14 protein-coding genes and 1 riboswitch are annotated in these 20,627 nt (G+C 73.3%); of the genes, 3 read left to right on the forward strand and 11 right to left on the reverse strand.

The window, feature by feature from the left end:
* Positions 1-114: 114 nt before the first annotated feature.
* From AC6JBM_RS22365 to AC6JBM_RS22405, 9 genes are all read right to left on the reverse strand, one after another.
* Positions 115-261 carry a hypothetical protein gene (locus AC6JBM_RS22365; protein ID WP_497985515.1) on the reverse strand — a complete coding sequence of 49 codons (147 nt, stop codon included), beginning with the start codon at positions 259-261 and terminating at the stop codon, positions 115-117.
* A 264-nt stretch (positions 262-525) separates the two neighbouring features.
* Positions 526-1,329, reverse strand: coding sequence for a class I SAM-dependent methyltransferase (locus tag AC6JBM_RS22370; protein WP_497985516.1), 804 nt, complete (start codon positions 1,327-1,329; stop codon positions 526-528).
* Positions 1,330-1,693: 364 nt separating this feature from the next.
* Positions 1,694-2,455, reverse strand: a complete 762-nt coding sequence (locus AC6JBM_RS22375; RefSeq protein WP_497985517.1) for a C39 family peptidase — start codon at positions 2,453-2,455, stop codon at positions 1,694-1,696.
* A 289-nt stretch (positions 2,456-2,744) separates the two neighbouring features.
* A riboswitch (cyclic di-AMP (ydaO/yuaA leader) is annotated at positions 2,745-2,888 on the reverse strand.
* A 209-nt stretch (positions 2,889-3,097) separates the two neighbouring features.
* Positions 3,098-5,401, reverse strand: coding sequence for an alpha-xylosidase (gene yicI, locus AC6JBM_RS22380; RefSeq protein ID WP_497985518.1), 2,304 nt, complete (start codon positions 5,399-5,401; stop codon positions 3,098-3,100).
* Positions 5,402-5,437: 36 nt separating this feature from the next.
* The gene (locus AC6JBM_RS22385; RefSeq protein ID WP_497985519.1) at positions 5,438-6,445 is read right to left on the reverse strand and encodes a LacI family DNA-binding transcriptional regulator; all 1,008 of its coding nucleotides are present in this window, start codon (positions 6,443-6,445) and stop codon (positions 5,438-5,440) included.
* Positions 6,445-7,833 (reverse strand): GH1 family beta-glucosidase, encoded by a 1,389-nt coding sequence (locus tag AC6JBM_RS22390; protein WP_497986510.1) that lies wholly within the window; start codon positions 7,831-7,833, stop codon positions 6,445-6,447. The genes AC6JBM_RS22385 and AC6JBM_RS22390 overlap by 1 nt, the downstream gene beginning before the upstream one ends.
* A 2-nt stretch (positions 7,834-7,835) precedes the next feature.
* Positions 7,836-9,032 carry a sugar ABC transporter permease gene (locus AC6JBM_RS22395; RefSeq protein WP_497985520.1) on the reverse strand — a complete coding sequence of 399 codons (1,197 nt, stop codon included), beginning with the start codon at positions 9,030-9,032 and terminating at the stop codon, positions 7,836-7,838.
* On the reverse strand, positions 9,029-9,829 hold the full coding sequence (locus AC6JBM_RS22400; RefSeq protein WP_497985521.1) for an ATP-binding cassette domain-containing protein: 801 nt from the start codon (positions 9,827-9,829) through the stop codon (positions 9,029-9,031). Before AC6JBM_RS22400 ends, AC6JBM_RS22395 begins: the two co-directional genes overlap by 4 nt.
* A complete protein-coding gene (locus AC6JBM_RS22405; RefSeq protein ID WP_497985522.1) occupies positions 9,819-10,889 on the reverse strand; it encodes a sugar ABC transporter substrate-binding protein in 1,071 nt (356 codons plus the stop codon). The genes AC6JBM_RS22400 and AC6JBM_RS22405 overlap by 11 nt, the downstream gene beginning before the upstream one ends.
* Before the next feature lie 370 nt (positions 10,890-11,259).
* On the opposite strand from AC6JBM_RS22405, the gene AC6JBM_RS22410 reads away from it, so the two are divergent.
* Both AC6JBM_RS22410 and AC6JBM_RS22415 read left to right on the forward strand, forming a co-directional pair.
* Entirely contained in the window at positions 11,260-12,495 is a 1,236-nt protein-coding gene (locus tag AC6JBM_RS22410) for an MFS transporter (RefSeq protein ID WP_497985523.1), read from the forward strand.
* Positions 12,496-12,702: 207 nt separating this feature from the next.
* The gene (locus AC6JBM_RS22415; protein ID WP_497985524.1) at positions 12,703-15,318 is read left to right on the forward strand and encodes an AAA family ATPase; all 2,616 of its coding nucleotides are present in this window, start codon (positions 12,703-12,705) and stop codon (positions 15,316-15,318) included.
* Positions 15,319-15,344: 26 nt separating this feature from the next.
* Here AC6JBM_RS22415 and AC6JBM_RS22420 read toward each other — a convergent pair whose 3' ends face one another.
* A complete protein-coding gene (locus AC6JBM_RS22420; protein WP_497985525.1) occupies positions 15,345-16,661 on the reverse strand; it encodes a discoidin domain-containing protein in 1,317 nt (438 codons plus the stop codon).
* Positions 16,662-16,771: 110 nt separating this feature from the next.
* Here AC6JBM_RS22420 and AC6JBM_RS22425 point away from each other — a divergent pair, with 110 nt between their 5' ends.
* The gene (locus AC6JBM_RS22425) at positions 16,772-19,339 is read left to right on the forward strand and encodes a LuxR C-terminal-related transcriptional regulator (protein ID WP_497985526.1); all 2,568 of its coding nucleotides are present in this window, start codon (positions 16,772-16,774) and stop codon (positions 19,337-19,339) included.
* Positions 19,340-19,361: 22 nt separating this feature from the next.
* On the opposite strand, the gene AC6JBM_RS22430 is transcribed toward AC6JBM_RS22425, so the two are convergent.
* Positions 19,362-20,585 (reverse strand): heparin lyase I family protein, encoded by a 1,224-nt coding sequence (locus AC6JBM_RS22430; RefSeq protein WP_497985527.1) that lies wholly within the window; start codon positions 20,583-20,585, stop codon positions 19,362-19,364.
* Positions 20,586-20,627 lie beyond the last annotated feature (42 nt).

The raw sequence follows: 20,627 nt of genomic DNA on the forward strand, positions 1-20,627 counted from the left end.
GGCCGTAAGGCGAGCGGTTGCGACTGGCCGTAAGGCGAGCGGCACGCTCACCACCGTCGGCACCGAGCTACCCCCGCCCGTCCAGGAGAAACCCGGCGCCGACCCTCCGACCGCCTACGAGACCGCGCCGGACTGGGTGAGCAGCGTGGGGTACCAGCCGTCCGACGGGTGACTCGTCGCCGGATAGTCGGCCGGCGGGTTCGTCGCGTAGCTCGCGCTGTCGAAGTCGGGCGGCGACGATCCGGCTGCCGAGGTCGTCACCCTGCTCGGCGGTCCCAGCCCGCGGACGATGTGCCCACCATCCGGCCCGACACCGAACGAACTCGGCAACGGCTCGGCCTTCATGCCGCTCACCGCCCTGCGCGCCAGCCTCCGGGAGGGCCCTCCGTGACGAGAGCGCCTCGCACAGAATCGCGGACGCCCCGTGCGATGGACCTGCACGGGGCGCCCTTGTTGCCCTTCGACCAGTTCCCCGGGAGGGGCACGAGCGCTGTGCTGAGTTCAACCGCCAGTGGTCGAAGCGATTCACCGGACTCGTTGGGCGATCCTCAGCTCCGTCAGGTAGCGCTTGACAATTTGCCCCCCGCAGTCCGCGTCGATCAGCCGCGCGATGGAGTTCAGCAGTGCGTTCCGCTGCACGTCCGGCAAGGCACGGTGCTGAGAGTAGGTCAACAGCAGATCCAGGTAGTCAGCTGTCGAGTACGGCAGCTCCCACTCGTATCGGTGGAACTTCGCAGGCCCGAATCGCCCCGACGAGGTGAGCTCCCGATCGTCCTCGACGATGTCACGAGCGGTCTCCAGACGCAGGCCCGGTGGGGTCGACGGATCGAAGCGCTCGTAGCACTTCTGGATCTCAACGAAGAATGCCTCGGTCCAGGTACCGCCGGCGATGTGGTGGGTTCCCACGGTGGCCAGCAGGCCACCGGGGCGCAAAGCGTCAGCAGACTTCGACACCCGCACCGCGGGGTCGATCCAGTGAAACGCGGTAGCGGAGAACACCACGTCGAACGGTTCACCGGGCAAGGGCCACTCCTCGAACGCCGCCGTAACGACCTCCACCGCGTCGAACGCGGCAAGATTTCGCCGAGCCACAGCCGCCATGTCCGCGCCCAACTCGACAGCCACGATGCGGCAGCCCCGCTCGGCCAGCGGCACGGTCGCCTGCCCGGTGCCACAGCCGATCTCCAGCACCCTTGCCCCAGGCGCTACCCCGGCCGCAGCGAGATCATCAAACATCTGCACTGGATACCGAGGGCGGGCACGGTCATAGCGTGCAGCGTCCTCGTTGAAGGTCTCTCGCAACCTCACGTAGTCATTGATATCGCTCACCAACAGAGAGTACGAGCGCAGCTCCTACGACAGGCACCCAATTCTCGATGCCAGGCACGGCAGGGTGGAGCCGCCCGCCCGCCGATCGTTACTGGAATTCGCAATCACGTGCCAGTACGAGAGCGCACTCGGCTGTCGCCCGGCGTGGCGGCGAAGCTCATCGCCGGCGCCGCGAGTGCCACGGCGCCGGCGATGGCGAGCGCGACCGCCGCCGCGGACGATCGCCGTCCGCGGGCGAGACGCAGTGCTGTCATGTGAAGGCCTCCAACCCGGAGCGCGCCACCCCGGCACGTCGGCCTTCATCTATGTCATGTACTCGGCGCCGGGCTCACTGAGCCCCGGTGAACCTTCGCGGCCGGAAACCTCAATACGAGTAGCCCCGCTGGGAGATCCAGTCGGCCAGCTTCGGGACGCTGACCCAGTAGGTGCCGTCGCCCCGGGGGTTGGCCGGATCGGCGATCTTCACCGTGCTGCCACCGTCCTGGTATCCCACGACGGTGAGGTAGTGCCCGCCTTCGTAGGAGTGGTAGACACCGGCGTTGTCCGTGAGGTGCCCGGCGATGTTGGCGACGACCGCCCGCCCGCTGCTGATGGTGGACACCACGTCGGCCTGCAACTGCTTCGCCTGCGCTGACGTCGCCGGGTAGGCCGGGATCTCCCTGGTCCGGTACACCGTGCGGCCGTCGCCGATCACGCTGTTGAGCACCCGGGTGGTGTCCAGGGCCGAGTTCGTCCCGTTCGTGGTGGTGCCCAGCATCGACGCGGCGCGGTCCTGGGTGATGGCGTGACCCGCCGCCGTCAGCGCGATCCGGGTGGCCGCCGGGCCGCAGTAGTAGAAGTTGGGCTGCAACTGGAAGTCGTAGGCGAGCTCCTTCTCCGCGGGGGCCGCCGGCGTCGACTGCGTCGGCGCCGGAGCGGACGGGTCAGGCACGGCCCGGGCGGCATCAAGCCCGCCCGCCGGCGCACCTACCGCGGCAGCGGGGGCCGACGACGTGTCGGCGGCCTGGCCACACGCGCTGACGGCCGCGGCGGTCACGGCGAGCAGCGCGCCCGAGATCGCGACCGCTCGCACCCGGCGCATGCCTCGGATGCGGCCGGCCTGCTCACGTACGGGTTCAGCATGCATTGCGACTCTCCTCAACACCCCGCGCAGGGGTGATCGATCAGGGTTGAGCATCGGGGGTTGTGCGCGCAGCACGGCGCTCGGGGCAGGCCGCAGGGGCCAGCCACCGCAACACGGCGTGGGCAGCGCGGAGCAACGCGTCCCGGCTCGCCCGCAGCGCACTCGGCGCCGCGCGGCGGCGGTCCGCCCTACGTGTGGTTAGCGCTCGGCCGCCGATGATCGACGCAGACCCGGGCGCGCACGCTCCGGGCGAGATTGGCTGCAGCGGGGGTTGCGGCTGTGCACAGGCGAATCTCCCTTACGCATCCGCTTACCGGGTTAGCTGACGGATTCGGGCGCGAAGGTCGCCCTACCGCGGGCGCTCGGCCCACGGATTCACCCCAGACGTGCGGTGGGTCCCCGGCTCGTGCATGGCACGACTCAGCGGGCCCGTCCCGGCGCCACCTGTTGTGAGCACGAACCGGGGCGAGCGATCAATGACGTTACGCAAGGCCACGGGCCCTGCAAACACCTGCTAGCTGGAAGAGCTGCTCTCCGCGCAACTACGCAACGCGGCGTTGGCCGCACTGTCCGATCAGGACGTGACATGCCGTCAGCCGCCGGCCCACGGACCGTCAGATCCGTGGGCCGGCGGCTGACGGTTGCTCAGTCCAGGGCCAGGGTCAGGGTGTGCTCGGTGGCGGAGCCGGACACGCGGGGTCCTCGCCGCGGGCCGCGCGGCCCGGTGACCCAGCACACGGTCCAGCCCTCGATCAGGTGCTCCAGCCCGCGGGTCACGACCGCCCGCAGCTGCGATCCCGCCCGGGTCACCTCGACGACCACACGCTCCTCGCCGGCCGCGTCGAAGAGCGTGGCGACGCGCCGGTCGCCGTCGGCCATCCCGAAGACCTCGAACACCGGGGCGAGCGCGTCGTCGTAGTCGGGCCGGTCGGTGCGTGCGCCGAGGGCGATCACCGAGCCGGGCCGCACCAGCAGGGGAAGCGACGCGAAGTCGTGCCGCTGCCGGACCCAGCCGGGTCCGCTCACCGTGGTGCCGTCGAGGTAGCTGGTCCACGCCCCGCCGGGCAGGTAGAACTCGACGTCTCCCTCGTCGCTGAAGACCGGCGCGACGAGCAGGTCCGGCCCCAGCATGTACTGCCGATCGAGGAACGACGACGTGCGATCCTGCGGGAACTCGAGCAGCATCGCTCGCATGACCGGTATCCCGCGCCGGTGCGCGTCCACGGCCGCCGCCCACAGATAGGGCATGAGGGCATTCTTGAGCTGCGCGAACTGCCGGGTGACGGTGACCGCCTCCTCGTCGAACGCCCACGGCACCCGGTACGACTCCGAGCCGTGCAGCCGCGAATGCGAGGAGAGCAGCCCGAAGGCCACCCAACGCTTGAAGAGCGCGGCGGACGGCGTGCCCTCGAATCCGCCGATGTCGTGGCTCCAGAAGCCGAAGCCGCCCAGGCCGAGGGAGAGCCCGCCGCGCAACGAGTCGGCCATCGCGGTGTACGTCGACTCGCAGTCGCCGCCCCAGTGCACGGGGAACTGCTGGCTGCCGACGGTGGCGGAGCGGGCGAAGAGCACGGCCTCGCCCTCGCCCCGGTGCCGGCGCACCTCGTCGAAGACCGTCTGGTTGTACAGCAACGGATAGTAGTTGTGCATGAGCTGCGGGTCCGACCCGTCGAACCACACCACGTCCGTGGGGATCCGCTCGCCGAAGTCGGTCTTCACGGCGTCCACCCCGGACTCGAGCAGCGTCCGGATCTTGCCCGCGAACCATTCGCGCGCGGCCGGGTTGGTGAAGTCGACGATGCCCATGCCCGCGACCCACAGGTCCGACTGCCACACGGTGCCGTCCGGGCGGCGCAGCAGGTAGCCGGCCGCGGCGGCCTCCTCGAACACGGGCGAGCGCTGGCCGATGTACGGGTTGATCCAGACGCTGCGCCGCAGGCCCCGGTCGCCGAGCCGGCGCAGCATCTTGTCCGGCTCCGGGAACACCCGCCGGTCCCACTCGAAGTCGCACCAGTGCAGGGCACGCATCCAGTAGCAGTCGAAATGGATCACGCTCAGGGGCAGGTCCCGCTGCGCCATGCCCTCGACGAAGTGCGTGACCGTCGCCTCGTCGTAGTCGGTGGTGAACGAGGTCGACAGCCACAGGCCGAACGACCATCGCGGCGGCAGGGCGGGGCGGCCGGTCAGCGCCGTGTACTTGCGCAGGATCTCCGCCGGTGTCGGGCCGTAGATCACCAGGTACTCGAGGTGCGGGCCGGGGGTCGAGAACTGCACCGCGGAGACGATCTCGGACGCCACCTCGAACGAGACCCGCGCCGGCGAGTTGACGAAGACCCCGAAGCCGGCGTCGGTCAGGAAGAAGGGGACCGACTTGTACGCCTGTTCGCTGGCGGTCCCGCCGTCCTGGTTCCAGCTGTCGACGACCTGCCCGTTCTTGACGAAGGGCGTGAAGCGCTCTCCGAACCCGTAGACGTTGGCCCCCACCGGCAGCGTCAGGCGCTCGATCATGAAGTCGCCGGCGGCGGCATCGGTCATCGAGGCCAGCGACTTGAAGCCCGAGGACGTCAGCGGGGTACCGGCGCCGAGGAACCGCAGCCCCCACGGCCCGGCGGCCGCCGCCTCGACGCTGAGGTCACCCGCGGTCAGCCGGACCGCCGCGTCGTCGCGTTCGACGCGCACCTCGACCGGGGCCGGCGAGATCTCGAACCGCACCGACGGGCGTTCGAGCACCGCGCGGTGGCTGGCCCGCACGCGCACCACGTCGGGGGCCGGCGCGGAGAGCTCCACCGTGATCGTGGGCGTGTTGAGCACGGAGCCGCGGTGCTCGTTGCGTTTGGTCAGCACCGCGATCGAGGCGGTGGCCTCGCCGGTGCGCACGTCCAGCGCGTCGGTCGCGTACCGCGCCGTGACGCCCTCGCGCAGCAGCCAGTAGCCGTCGTTGAACTTCATCGCGATCTGTCCCAAGAAGTCGTCGGGGTGGGAGGGTTACGCATGGCGCGCCGCCGTGCTCTGCCGGATCGTGAGCTCGGGGGCGATGAGCCGGGTCTGCGCGGTGCCGTCGCCGTCGACCTGCCGCAGGACCATCTCGACGGCGGCCCGGCCGATCTGCTCGGCCGGGACGGCGACCCCGGTCAGCTCCACGACCTGGTTGACCGCCGTCTGCTCCGGGCAGAGCGCCACCACGGAGATGTCCTCGGGCACCCGCAGGTCGAGGCGGCGCAGCGTGCCGAGGACCGCCCCGAGGATGCCCTCGTTGTGCACGACGAGGGCCGTGGGCCGCGGCCGCTTCGCCAGTTCCCGTTCGAGGAGCGCGCTCGCGGCCTGGTACGCCGGCTCGCTGGGGCACCACCGGCCGTCGATGCCGTGTCGCCGCACGGCGGACTCGAAGCCGGCCGCGAACGCCAGGGCATAGCCGCTGCGGCGCTCGTACACGGCGCCGGGCGACCCGAGCATGAGGACCGAACCGTGCCCGAGTCCGGCCAGGTGCTCGACGCAGGCCTCGGCGGCCCGGGCGAAGTCGAGGTCGACCCAGACCAGGCCGCCGGCGTTCTGCGTGGTGCCGATGAGCACCGCCGGCAGGCCCAGCGCTCGCAGCACCGGCAGGCGGGCGTCGTCGGCCTCGATGTCCATCACGATCACCGCGTCGACCAGTGCCGTCTCCCTGACCCGGCGTACCCCTTCCACGCCCTCGCTCTGGGTCAGCAGGAGGATGTCGTGGTCGTGGTCCCGGGCCGCCGCGGCGATCCCGGCGACGAACTGCATGATGACCGGGACGTTGTTGTCCGCGCGCAGGGGCGCCATCAGGGCGAGGGTGTTGGTCCGCTTGCTGGCCAGGGCCTGCGCCGTGGCGTTGGGCCGGTAGCCGAGCTCGGCGACGCTGCGGGCGATCCGCGCCCGCGTCGACGCCGAGATCGGCCGCTTGCCCGACAGCGTGTAGCTGACCGTGCTGACCGACACCCCCGCGTGCCGAGCGACGTCGGCGATGGTGACCACTACCGGGGGCCCTCGCCGGCCGTGTGCTCCGCGATGACCCGGCGGTACCAGTACGCGCTGTCCTTGGGCACACGCTCCTGGGTTCGGTAGTCGACGTAGAACAGCCCGAACCGGATCGAGTAGCCCAGATCCCACTCCAGGTTGTCCAGCAGCGACCAGACGTAGAGGCCGCGCACGTCGGCCCCCTCGCCGACCGCCCGCGCGATCGACTCCACGCAGGTGCGCAGGTAGTCGATGCGGGGCTGGTCCTTCACCCTGCCGTCCGGGTCGACGTAGTCGTGCACCGAGGCGCCGACCTCGGTGACGTACATCGGCAGCTCGCGGTACTCGCGGTGGACCCGGGTGAGGCAGTCGTACAGGCCGGCCGGCTTCGCCGCGATGCCGGCGCTCATCATCGGGCCGGGCGGGTCGATGAGCCGGGCGCCGAGCACGGGCACCGTCGGATCGGCCTTCACGATGTGGTTGAGGTAGTAGTTCACCCCGAGGAAGTCGATCCCGGTGCCGATGACCTCCAGGTCGGCCTCGCGGACCACGGCCGGGTCGGACAGCGTCGGGAAGAGCTGGTCGAGGTCCTGCGGGTAGGACCCGCGCAGGAGCGGGTCCAGGTACACGCGGTTCTGCTCGCCGTCGAGGAGCCGGGCCGCCGCGACATCGCCCGGCGCGTCCGACCACGGCCGGACCACCGCCATGGACAGCGTGATGCCCACCTGTGCGGAGCCCGGCGCCAGCGCCCGGAAGCGCTGCACCGCCTCGCCGTGCCCGAGCAGCATGTGGTGGATGGCGGTTCCGGCCTTGTGGTAGTCGCGGTAGCCGGGCGCGTGCAGCCCCCGCGAGTAGCCCTGCCCGATGACGGTCCACGGTTCGTTGTGGGTCAGCCACAGCGGGACCCGGTCGGCCAGGCGCTCGAGCACCACCTGGGCGTAGTCGGCGAAGTGGTGCGCGGTGTCCCGGTTGAACCAGCCGCCCTCGTCCTCCAGGGCCTGCGGCAGGTCCCAGTGGAAGAGCGTCACCATCGGCTCGATGCCGTGTTCGAGCAGGGTGTCCACGACCCGGTCGTAGTGGTCGAGCCCGGCCTGGTTCACCGCGCCGCGGCCCTGCGGGAGAATCCGCGGCCACGAGATCGAGAACCGGTAGGCGTTCAGCCCGAAGTCGGCCATGAGCCGCACGTCCTCGGGGTACCGGTGGTAGTGGTCCGCCGCGACGTCCCCGGTGTCGCCGTTGAACGTGCGGCCCGGCGTGTGGCTGAACGTGTCCCAGATGGACTGGCCGCGGCCGTCCTCCCGGGCGGCGCCCTCCACCTGGTAGGCGGCCGTGGCGCTGCCCCACCGGAAGTCCGCGGGCAGTGCCGCCAGGGCGTCCGGGCCCACGCTGTTGGAGTGCTCCGGCATCGTCACGTCCGTGTCCCCTTGTTCTTGCGGCGCGCGCTCATGTCGAGCGTCACGGCGGCGAGCAGGATCAGCCCCGTCGCGATGATCTGGGTCGCCGCCGTCTGGCCGATGAGGGCGAGCCCGTTCTGGACGCTGCTGATGACCAGCGCGCCCAGCAGCGCGCCGACGACGCGGCCCCGGCCACCGAACAGGCTGGTGCCGCCGATGACCGCGGCCGCGATCGCGTTGAGCGCGGCATTGCCACCGCCGGAGTTGACGGACACGGCGAATCCGCGCGAGGCCTCCAGGACGCCGGCGAAGGCGGCGAGGGCGGAGGCGATCACGAACACGGTGATCCGCAGGGATCCGACGCGGACTCCGGTGCGCCGGGCCGCCTCCGCGTTGCCGCCGACGGCGTAGATGTGCCGGCCGAACACGGTGAACCCGGTGACCACGGCCAGGGTCACGGTGACGGCCAGGACGGCCACCAGCATGTACGGCACGCCGAGGTAGCTGTCGAGGACGAGCATCACCACGATCGGGGCCGCGACGATGGCCAGCACCCGGCCCAGGTCCGCCGCGAGGGAGTTCGTGCCGTACCCGGCCCGCTGGGACAGGTACCGGCGCACGACGACCCATCCGGCGCCGGCCAGGGCGACGAGCAGCGTCAGGGTCCACCCCACCGGCCGGGGCAGGTAGTTCGAGGCGATGCTGGTGATCACCGAGTCCTCGATGCGCAGCTGGCCGTTCTGGTCGGAGAGCAGGATCAGCTGCGCCCCCTGCCAGACGAGCATGCCGGCGAGCGTCACGATGAACGACGGCGCCTTGAAGGCCACGATCCAGGAGCTCTGGACGAGCCCGATCAGGGCCCCCAGGGCGATCGCGAGCGCGATCGCCGCCCACGCCGGCCAGCCGTGCAACGCCGACATGATGCCCATGACGCAGGCCGTGACGCCGCTGACCGCGCCGATCGACAGGTCGATCTCGCCGATCAGCAGGACGAGCATGATGCCGAGCGTCAGCACCACCAGGGTGCCGGTCTGCAGGATCAGGTTGGACAGGTTGCGGGGCGTCAGGAACGCCGAGTTCGCCGCCTGGAAGCCCACGGCGATGCACACCAGGCCGACGAGCACCGGCCAGGGGCCGAGGTCGCCGCTGAACCTGGTCAGGCGTGCACGGGATCGCGCCGCGGACGGTGCGATCGACACGTCGGTACTCATGCTCGTTTCCCCCCGAGAGGCACCACGTTGCCGCCGGTGATCGCCGCGATCACGTCCTGTGGGGTCGACTCGGCCGGGGTGAAGACCCCGGCCCCCTCGCCCAGACGCAGCACGGTGATCCGGTCGGCGAGCTCGAACACGTCGACCATGTTGTGCGAGATCAGGACCACCGAGACACCGCGCTCGCTCAGCGTGCGGATGAGCCGGTAGACGGTGGCGGTCTGCTGCACACCGAGGGCCGCCGTCGGCTCGTCGAGGACGACGACCTTCGACCCCCACAGCACCGCACGGCCGACGGCGATCGCCTGGCGCTGGCCGCCCGAGAGCGCGGCGACCGGGGTGCTCAACGCCGGCAGGGTCACCGCCAGCTCGTCGAGCACCTGCCGCGCGTGGTGGCTCATCCGGCCCCGCGCGAGGAACCGCCCGAACAGCCCCTGCCGCGGGCTGCGCAGCTCGCGACCCAGGTACAGGTTGGCCACGACGTCGAGGTTGTCGCACAGCGCGAGGTCCTGGTAGACCGTCTCGATCCCGGCCCGGACGGCGTCCTGCGGGCTGGTGATGCTGACCGGCTCGCCGTCGACCCGGATGGTTCCCGCGTCGGCGGGCTGCGCCCCGGACAGGGTCTTGACGAGCGTCGACTTGCCGGCGCCGTTGTCGCCGACCAGCGCCATGATCTCGCCCGGCCGCACTTCGAGGTCGACCCCGCGCAGCGCGTCGACGCTGCCGAAGCTCTTGCGGATGCCGTGCATCTCCAGGCGCAGGCCTGAGCCGGAGCCGCGGCTGTGCTCAGAAGTCACACTTGCTCGCAACGTCGCCGGTGCAGATCTGGGCCTTGGTGACGAAGCCGTCGTCGAACACCTGCTTGATGTTCGCGCGGTCCACCGCCACGGGCTGCAGGAACAGGGCGGGAACCGCGTTGCCGCCGTTGTCGTAGGTGTCGGTCAGGCCCGTCTCGTTCGGCTTGCCCATCGCCAGCGCCACGGCGGCCTTGGCGGCGGCCTGCGCCTGCTTGTGCAGGTCCTTGTAGACGGTCATGGTCTGGTTGCCCAGCAGGATTTCCTGCAGCCCCGCGACCGTGGCGTCCTGGCCGGTGACGACGACCTTGCCGTTGAGCTGGCGAGCCTTCAGCGAGGCGATGACGCCGCCGGCCAGTCCGTCGTTGGCGGCGAGGATGCCGTCGACCTTGTCGCCAAGCTTGGTCAGCGCCTGGTCGGTCTGGGCCTGCGCCTTGGTCGCCTCCCAGTTGGGGGTGTCCGCCTCGTAGCCGATCTTGATCTTGCCGGACTGGACCGCCGGGTCGAAGACCTCGTGCGCGCCCTTCTTGAACGCGATGCACGCCTCGCACACCTGGGCGCCGTTCATGACCGCGATGTTGGCCCCGGGGCCGGCGTGGTCGACGATGTACTTCGCCTGCAGGCGACCGACCTCGAGGTTGTTGAAGGTGATGTACCCGTCGAGGTGCGCCTTGGCGATCAGCCCCTCGTAGGAGATCACGGCGACGTGCTCGCGTTTCGCCAGGTCGACGACCGGGAGCGCCCCCTCGGCGGTGATCGGGTTGATCACCAGGACCTTGGCGCCCTGGGTGATCGCCGACTCCGCCTGCTGCAGCATCGCCTGGTCGTTGGGGGCGGTACTGGCGATGACCTTCGCGCCCGGCGCCAGCGTCTGCACGGCCTTCTCGAACGCGGGCCGGTCCTGCGTGTCCCACCGGGTGGACGAGGTCGCGTCGGGCGAGATCCATCCGATGACGACGTCCTTGGACGAGTTCGCCGGGGCGTTCGCGCCCTGGTTCCCGCCGCCACCGCACCCGGTCAGAAGTAAGGCCGCCGCGGCGGCCGTTGCCATGATTCGCTTCATGTCAGCTCCGTCTTGTTCACAACGTTCCGAAGCATCTGTCGAAGCGCTTCGACAGCCGCCTAGCAGGTAAGCTAGCCGCTTGTCTCGGCATCGTCAACATCAAGTTACCGGACTGTTGCGCCGCGCTCGGCGGCGCGTTTCCCGAGGCCATTGACGGTGTCCCACCGCCCCGCCGGCCGCCGCCGCGACCACGGCGGGCCGGCGCCGTTGTGACAGGTCCACCGCCGGGCAGCCGCGGCCATTTCAAGATCGTTGCACGCCGGTCGGGCCCGCGGACGCGGATTGCCCCGTCGCGCCGAAGCCGTTGACCCGCGCCGGCGGCGGGGGCATCTTCGACACTGCCGGCAAGGCGACACGGGGAGGGGCTGGCATGGGCGTTGATCGGACCGAAGGAGCGGCACGGCGGCTCGGCGCACCGGCATGGTGGTTCGTCGCCGGGTACGGCGTGTCCGCGGTCGGCACCGGGCTGTGCTATCCATTTCTGGCCATCTATCTCAGCCAGTTCCGCGGGTTGTCCGCCGGAGCGATCGCGCTGCTGCTGCTCATCCTGGCCGGTGCGGCCGTGCCGATGTCGGTCGCCGGGGGCTGGCTCGTGGACCGGCACTCGCCGCGGGTCGTGGCGATCGCCGCGCTGCTGGTGCAGACGGCGGGCTGGCTGCTGGTCGCGCTCGCGTCCGGCTACGCCGCCGAGCTGGCGGCGGTCCTCGTCATCGGGGTCGGGACCGGCGCGTTCCTGCCGGCCGTGGTGCCGATCATCACCGCGCTCAGCGCCACCGCCGAGGCCAAGGTTCGCACGATGTCGCTGCGCTACCTGCTGCTCAACCTCGGCCTCGGGGCCGGGGCCGGGCTCGGCGGTGTGCTGCTCGGCTCCGCCGCGAGCTATCGGTGGATGTGCGCGGCGAACGGGGTCAGCTGCGCGGTGTACGCGCTGATCATCGTCTTCCGCGTGCCGCTGCCGCGACCGGACGGCGACGCGGCGGAGGACCGGGCGCGGCTCGTGCGGTTCCGGCCGGGCCTCAACTACGTCCTCCTGCTCGTCGCGCAACTGCTGCTGGTCACCTTCGGGCTGGCCCAGGTGGAGAGCGGCGTGCCGCTGGTCGTCCGCACCGAGATGGCCGGCTCCACCACGCTGGTCGGCGGTCTCTACGCCGTTGCCACGGCCGTGGTCCTGCTCGGGCAGCTGCCGGTGTCCCGCTGGGTCGAGCGGGTGCACAAGACCCGGGCCCTGATCACCATGGGACTGATGTGGGCGGTGGCCTGGCTGCTGGGCTACACCGCCGGAGCGCTCACCGGCGGCCCCCAGGTCGCGCTCCTGGCCGTCATGATGGTCACGTTCGCGCTGGGCGAGTGCGCGTACAGCCCCGCGTTCTACACGCTCGTCGAGCGGATCGCCCCGAAGGGCACCCTCGGCCGCTCCTCCGGCGCGGCGTGGGCGGTGTTCCAGGTCGGCAACACCATCGGCCCGCCGATCGCGGTGTTCCTGGTCGGCGGCCGCGTGCCGCTCTGGCTCGTGCTGGCCGCGGCCGCCGTGGCCGCCGCGGTGCTGATCCTGATCGTCGACCGGCGGATGCACGCCGCACCCGGGCCGGCGCTCACCGCGCGGTGACGCCGGCGGCCGGGCGGAGGGCCTCCCGAGCGGACCGTAGGTGCCGCCCCCGGCCGCGCGCATGAGTAGTCATTGCTCAACACGAATCCGCCCCTACAGTTGCGCCGGTCGGCCGGGGCGGTGAGCATAGGGGCGCGGCGACGTCCCGGCACCGCACGGATGGTGTCGCACGACCGCGCGTCGCCGCCGACACGCGTGGGAGCCACGGTGACTGCGACGACCCTTGCCACCCCGGCGGTGCACTGGCCGCTCGTGGGCCGATCGACCGAGGTGGAGCACCTGTCCGCGCTGCTCGGCGCGACCGACGAGGCCGGCGTGCTGCTCACCGGCGAGGCCGGCGTCGGCAAATCCCGGCTGGCGCAGGAGGTTGCGCGGCGGTGTACGGACGCCGGCATGCTGGTGTCGACCCTGTCCGGCTGGGAGGCGGCCGACGGGTTGCCGCTCGCCGCGGCGGCCCCGCTGCTGCCGGCCGCGGGCGGCGACGGGCTGGCCCGCGCGTTCGCCGCGGCCACCAGGGCGCTGCGGCAGCGGGCCGCGGACCGGCCGGTGCTGCTGCACATCGACGACGCCCAGCACCTCGACGCCGCGTCGACCGCCCTCGTGCAGCACCTGGTCGGCGCCGTGCCCGCCAAGCTGCTCGTGACCGCCCGGCCCGAGGCCATGGACGCCCCGGCGCTGCGGGCGCTGCAGGCCCGCCCGACGCTGCAGCGGGTGTCGATCGGGCCGCTGCGACCGGCGGCCGTCGACGCGCTGATCCGTGCCGTGCTCGGTGGCCCGCTCGACCGGCTCACCCTGCGCCGGCTCACCGGGATCACCCGCGGCAACCCGCTGTTCCTGCGGCACCTCGTCGACGCCGGGCTCGCCGCGGGCCGGCTGCGCCCGGTCGACGGGCTGTGGCGCTGGCACGGCACGATCTGCTCCCACGAGGGCCTGCGCGACCTCGTGGCCGACGTCCTGCGCCGCCTCGACACGCAGGAGCGCGCCGCGCTGCGGTACGTGGCGCACGGCGAGCCGATGTCCGCCGACGCGCTGGAGACGCTGGCCCCGCTGCCCGTGCTGGAGGCCCTGGAGCGGCGGCAGCTGATCCGGGTCGACCGCGTCGCCCAGGGGCTGCTGGTGCGGTGCGGCCACCCGTTGTACGGCGAGCTGATGCGGGCCACCGTCTCCGACCGCGACCGCCGGTCGGTCTACGGGCGGCTGGCCGCGGCGGTCGACGCGGCCGGCATGCCCGGCCCCGGCGCGCACCTGCGCTCGGTCCTGTGGCGCCTGGCGGCCCGGGAGCGGGTACCCGTGCCGGACATCCTGCGCGCCGCGCGGGACGCCCTCGACCGCGGCGACGCGGTCCGCGCCGAGTCCCTGGCGCGCAGCGCCGGTGCGGCCGGGGTGGAGGTGCTGGCCGGCGCGCTCGTCGCGCAGGACAACGCGGTCGCGGCCGAGGCGCTGCTCGACGCCGGCCATGAGCACCTGCCGGCCGCCGACCGTGCCGGGCTGGCCGCCCTGCGGGCCCTCAACCTGTTCTGGGGCCTGCGCCGCCCGGAGCAGGCCGCGGCGGTGGTCGACCGGGCCCGCCGGACCCTGCCCGCCGAGCAGCGCGCCGACCCGCGGCTCGGCGTGGCCGCGCTGGCGCTGTCCGTCTTCGGCGACGGCCGCGGCGACGGGGCCCTCTCCGACGGGGTGACCGACAGCGTCGTCGCCGGGGCCGCGTCCGCGATCCGCGCGTACGCCGCGGTCTTCGCCGGCGCCCCGGCCCGGGTCGTGGCCGGGTTCCGCGACGGTGACCTGGCGGCGCCCCGCGCGTGGGCGTCGATGCGCGGCGCGGCCGCGGCCTGCCACGTCCACGCGCTGGCCATGGCCGGCGAGCTGCCGGCCGCCCTGTCCACCGGGCGCGCGTACCACCGGGCGGCGCTCCCCCGCGGCGCCGCGTCGGAGGTGGCGATGCTGTCGCTGGAGCTGGGGGTCTGCGAGGTGTGGGCCGGGCGGCCCGCGCGCGCCCTGCCCTACCTGCGGGAGGCGCGGGCCCTCATCGACGAGCACACCCCGTTCCCCATCCAGGCGTACGTGTTCAGCGAGTACGCCGCCTGCCTGGCCGCGCTCGGCCGCGGCGCGGCGGCCGCCTCGACGGTGCGGTACATGCGTGCGCGGCTGCCGTCCGGATCGGTGCTCGGCGGGCATCTGGACATGGCCGAGGCGCGGTGCCGGGCCCATCGCGGTGACGCCGCCGGCGGCGCCCGGATTGCGGCGGCGCTCGGCGAGCGGTACCTGGCCCTGGACCGGCTCACGAGCGCCGCCGACAGCCTGTACCTGGCCGGGCGGCTGCGGCCGGGTGCCGGGGTGGCCGCGGCGCTGCGGCAGGCCGCGGACCGCGCCGACAGCCCGCTGTTCGTGGTCTTCGCCGACCACGTCGACGCACTGGTGCACCGCGACGTGGACCGGCTGGCCGCCGCCTGCGAGGACCTGGCCGGGCGGGGCTACGCGGCGGTGGCGCTGGAGGCCGCGGCGTCGGGCGTGCGCATGGAGGGGAAGGTTCGCGACAGCCGGTTCCGGCCGTCGCTCGCGACGCTCGGCGAGCGGTGCGAGGGGTTCGTGCCGCCCTGGGCGGAGGGCGTCGCCCGGCCGGCCGCGCTGACGGTCCGGGAGCGCCAGATCGCCGACCTGGCCGCCGCCGGGCTGCCCAACGAGGCCATCGCCCAGCGGCTGCGGCTGTCGGTCCGCACCGTCGGCAACCACCTCTACCGCGTGTACCGCAAGCTCGGCGTGACCGGCCGCGACGGCCTCGCCCGGGTGCTGGCCGCGCCCGCGTCCCGATCGGCGGCCGTGGGGTGACCAGCGGCCGGGACGCGAGCCCGTCCCTATGCGCCGAGTGCGGTCGCTTCGGTGATGCTCGCCCAGCCGTTGGCCTCGGCGTTGTTCCACCACGCGTACCTCACGTACCGAGCCGACCGGCCCGGGAACGTCGTCACCTCGGCCTGCAACGTCGTACCGCTGCTGCGCCCCTCCCACGCCTTCGTGTAGGTCACGCCGTCGACCGACGTGTAGATCGTGTAGTCGTTCCAGCGCACATCACCGCGGTGCCAGGCCACCCCGGCCCCGCAGACGGTGCGCTGCGTGCCCAGATCGACGGTCAGGTACGCCCCGAAGCCGTACCCGGACCACCGCGTCGACAGATTCCCGTCCACCGCATTGCGCGGCGGATTGACATCCTCGTACGTGCTCGCCGACGCCGACACCACCGGCTGCACGCGGTTACAGGCGGCCCCGGGGTTGATCTCCCGGATGCTCAGCCGGGTCACGTCGACGTCCTGGGCGAGGTCCCACCGGAACGTGGCGATCGGGCCGCCCCAGCGCACGACCTCGTCCCGGGTGCCGCCGCAGCGGTTGTCCTGAGCGATCGCCCAGCCGCCCTGGTCGTCGTAGGACGCGACCTGGGTCCACGTGTTGGTGTTGTTGCGGTCGAGGTACGTCTCCAGCCGCACCCCGGCCGCGGTGTTGAACATGACCGCCTTGAAGCCGACGAGCCGGCCCTGCACCGACGCTCCGGCGTTCTGCCAGGGCCGGCTGGCGTAGCCGTCGCCACCGTCGTGGAACAGCTCCTTCTGCCATCGGGTGGCCCCGTCGCGGAAGCGCAGGTTCGCCTTGTACGCGGTGCCCCAGCAGGTCTCCGGGGTGGCGCCGCTGCCGGTGTGCCGGGCGCCGCGGGCATACCAGGTGAACTCCTGATCGGCGTCGGAGGTCGTGTTGAGCCGTACGTATCCGGTGATCTCCACATCGCGCCAGTCGGACGCGTCGTGCTGATACCCCACCTTGCGCAGCGTCGGCTGCGACCACACCAGACTGTTCTCGTCGTCGTGGTCGTAGGTGGCGCTCAGGACGCCGAGTCGCGTGTTCGCCTCGGTCACCTTGAACGTGCCGTCCGAGTTGCGCCGCAGGGCCGGCCCGTCGAGCCGCGAGTCGCCGGCCGGGTTGGAGCCCAGGCGCCACACCTGCCCGCCGGCCTTCGTCGGATACATCATGGCGACGCCGTCGGCGTCGTTGCCGATCGGGCCCGCGGCGGCCGCGGGCCGGGCCGCCACGGCGGTGAGCGCGGTCGAGGCGAGCAGCGCCAGGGCGGTCATCGCGAGCAGCGCCCGGGCCAAGCCGGGCGCGGTCTTGAACATGGATACGGACATGGTTACGGCCTCCGTTCGGGTGGGCTGAACGCATTCACGGTCGTCCCTCCGTCGGCCATCGGTCATGAGCGATCCGTACTCAACCGCCGGACCGCACCGGGGAGCCCGCGGTGACCCCGGAACCCGGCGGATCCGCGGCCGGGCAGCGCTGGCCGCTCGTGGGCCGCGCCGACACCGCCCGGCTCGCCGTCACGCTGCTGCGGCGCTCCGACGCCGTCGTCGTCATCGGCTCGGCCGGGCTCGGCAAGTCGCGGCTGGCCCGCCTGGTCCTCGACCGCTGCGGGGCGAGCGGCGCGCTCGTCGCCCGTACCGCCGCCGGCGCCTCACCGCTCGCCCCGCCGGCCGTCGCGGCACTGCTGGCCGACGCCGGAGTCGGCGAGGCAACTTCGCTCGACGCGGCCGCGCGGGCGCTGCGGGAACTGGCCGGGGACCGCCCGACGGTGCTCGGTGTCGACGACGCGGACCGGCTGAGCGCCGCGGACGCCGCGCTCGTGCGCGACCTGGCGGAGCGGACCGGCGCGGGCCTGCTGCTCACGGCCCGGCCCGCCGCCGCTGCCGCCCCGCCATGGTGGCAGGGGCGCCCGATCACGGAGCTGCCGCTGCGCCCACTGCCGCTGGCGCCCGTGGTGGCCCTGCTCACCGCCGCGCTGGGCGGCCCGGTCGACGGGATGACGGTCCGCGGCCTGTGGCGGGCGGCGCGGGGCAACCCGCTCGTGCTGCGCCGGCTGGTCGGCGTCGGGCTCACCTGCGGCCGGCTCGTCGCCGTGCGGGACGTGTGGTCCTGGCGCGGTGCGGTCGGCGATCCCCGCCGCTGGTGCGACCTGGGGGCGGTCGACGCCGAGCCGCTGCCGGAGGGCGGGGCCGAGGTGCTGGAGTACCTGGCGGTGGCGGGCCCGCTGCCGGAGGCGGTCCTGCGCGCGGTGGTCGCCGGGGCCGCGCTGGACGCCCTCGTCGGCGCCGGGCAGGTCGTGCGGACGGCCGGCGCGGTCCTGCGCCCGGCGCACCCGCTGCAGGTCGAGGGCGTCCTGCCGTCGGTCGGGTCGCTGCGGCGCCGCCGGCTCTTCCGCGACCTCGTGCGGGCCGCCCACCCCGAAGGCGACGATCGGCCCGACGACGGTCCGGTGCGCGCGTGGTGGCGGCTCGAGGCGGCCGAGCCCGTCCCGCCGGAGACGCTGCTGGCCGCGGCCGGGGCCGCGCTGGGCGCCGGGCGCCCGGTGCTCGCCGCCCGGCTGGCCCGGCCCGTGCCCGGCCACGACGGTGCCCTGCTGCGCGCCGAGGCGCTGGTGGCGCTGGGCCGGGCCGCCGACGCCGAGCGGATCCTGCGGCGGCTGTGCCTCGACCGGCCGGACGACCCGCGGGCGGCGGCCGCTCGCGCGCTGAACCTGTTCTGGGGACTGTCGCGCACCGACGAGGCGGCGGCCGAGGTCGAACGGGCGCGGCGGCACGTGGACCGGCCCGACGAGTCGCTGGAGCTCACGGTCGCCGCGCAGGCGGTCGCGCTGTTCACCGGCGGGGCCCTGGCACCGGTCGACGCCTCGGCCGGCGGGCCGCTGACCCGGGACGTCGGGGAGGCGCTGCGGACCTACCAGCTCACCTTCCGGGGGCGGCCGGGCCAGGTGTGCGCCGAACGCGATCCGCGACCGGCCCCCGCGACCTGGACCGCGGTACGCATGGCGACCCTGACCTGTCAGACCCACGCGCTCGTGCTGACCGGCCGGCTCCGCGAGGGGCTCGCGGTGGCACGGCGGCACTACGCGCGGGTGCTGCGCGGCTCCCGGACCGAGGACGCCGCGCCCGCCGCGTACGCCGTCGGGGTCGCCGAGTGGTGGTCGGGCCGGCCGGCGCGGGCCCTCCCGGCGCTGCGCGAGGCGTACGCGCTGGCGGACGAGCGGACACCGTTCCCGCTGCGGGTGTTCATCGCCGGGCAGTACGCGGTGTGCCTGGCCGCGCTCGGCGAGGCCGACCGGGCCGGGCAGATCCTCGCCGAGCTCGGCGATCGGGTGGCCCCGGGCAGCACCCTGAGCGACCGGGTGGAGCTGGACCGGGTCCTCGTCCTGGCCCACGGCGGCCGGCACGCCCACGCCGCCGACCTCGCCGACCGGCTGGCCGAGCGGTACCTCGCCGCGGGCCGGCTCACCACCGCCGTCGAGTGCGCGTACCTGCATGTCCGGCTGGCCCCGGCCCGCACCGCGGCGGCGGTCCGGCGGCTGCGGGCCATCGCCGGGCGCTGCGACAGCCCGCTGTTCGAGCTGTTCGCCGAGCATGCCGAGGCCCTGCTGCGGGGCCGGACCGCGCCGCTGCTGCGCGCGGCCGAGCGCTTCGACGCGCTGGGCTACCACGGATTCGCCCTCGAGGCCGCCGCCGCGGCCGCGTGCGACCCGGCCGCGCCGCCGGCGGCCGCACGGGCCCGGCGACGGGCGGCCGAGCGCTGCGCCGGCCACGTGCCGCCGTGGCTGCCGTCGCTGACGACCCCCGCGCGGCTGACCGCCCGCGAGCGGGAGGTGTGCGAGCTCGCCGCCGCGGGCCTGCGCAACGGCGAGATCGCCCAGCGGCTCGGCATCTCGGTGCGAACCGTGGGCAATCTGCTGCAGCTGTCCTACACGAAGCTGGCCATCGGCAGCCGCCGGCACCTCGCCGAGCGGCTCGCGCTCGCCCCGCTGGCCGCCGGCGGCGGGTGAGGCCCGCCGCCGGCCGGCCGCCTCACGCGCTGAGGGCGGTCGCTTCGGTGATGCTCGCCCAGCCGTTGGCCTCGGCGTTGTTCCACCACGCGTACTTCACGTAGCGGGCCGACCGGCCCGGGAACGTCGTGACCTCGGGCTGCAGTGTCGTACCACTGCTGCGCCCCTCCCAGGCCTTGGTGTACGTCACGCCGTCGACGGAGGTGTAGATGGTGTAGTCGTTCCAGCGCACGTCACCGCGGTGCCAGGCCACGCCGGCCCCGCAGATGGTGCGCTGGGTGCCGAGGTCGACGGTCAGGTACGCCCCGTAGCCGTACCCGGACCACCGCGTCGACAGGTTCCCGTCCACCGCATTGCGCGGCGGGTTCACATCCTCGTAGGTGCTCGCCGACGTCGACACCACCGGCTGCGCACGGTTGCAGGGGCCGCCGCCGGAGCGCGCCGGGTCGACGTCGGCGAACGTGGCGCGCTGGTCGCCCAGGCGCAGCGCGTCGTAGTACATGACCCGCTGCGTGGTGTCCGACGCGTGGGTGCTGCCGCTGTTCCAGTCCCACTTGTAGATGCCGAACTTGAAGTACGGCGAGCCCTGCGTGTCGGCGTGCGTGCGGCTGCCGGTGAAGCCGAACTTGTACACGCCGTTGCGCCACACCTCCAGCAGCCCGGAGTCGCCGGTGCTCCACTTGACGTGGAACACCCAGTCGGTCCAGGTGCCGGTGCTGTAGGCGTCGAGGTCCACCGTCTGCGAGCGCAGCGGCATGTCGAGCTTCCAGTGGCCCTTCTCGGTCTTCAGCGCCAGCGGCGGGGAGCCGCCACCGCACCGGGACGCGTCGCACTGGTGCCACTGGCTGACGATCTCGGGCGACTGGTCGTACACCCACGAGGCGGGCAGGTAGATGCTGAAGCCGTACCACCGCTCGGCGTTGGCCGGCTGGGTGTCGGGCTGGGTCAGCTCGGAGCGCTTGCCGTTGGAGACCGCCGTGTCGGTCTTGTTGAGCTCGAAGCGGGCGGCGTATCCGCCGTCGCGCTTCACGTCGCTGACGATCCGGGTGGACGTGGTACCGCAGCAGGACTGCTTGTAGAAGCCGGGCGGGGGCACCGTGCGGTCCGCCGGGTTCTCCCAGTCCAGGGTCCTCGTCACACCGGCCGGGTCGGCGTGGGCCGGGGACCCTGGCGCGGCCAGCGCGAGCCCGGCCGTGGCCAGCGCGCACGCCAGCAGCGCCCGGACCGGCCGCCATCGTGATGTCATCGGGGGTACCTCCTCTGTGTGGGTGCTCTGTCGAAGCGGCCG

Source organism: Dactylosporangium thailandense (assembly GCF_059739745.1).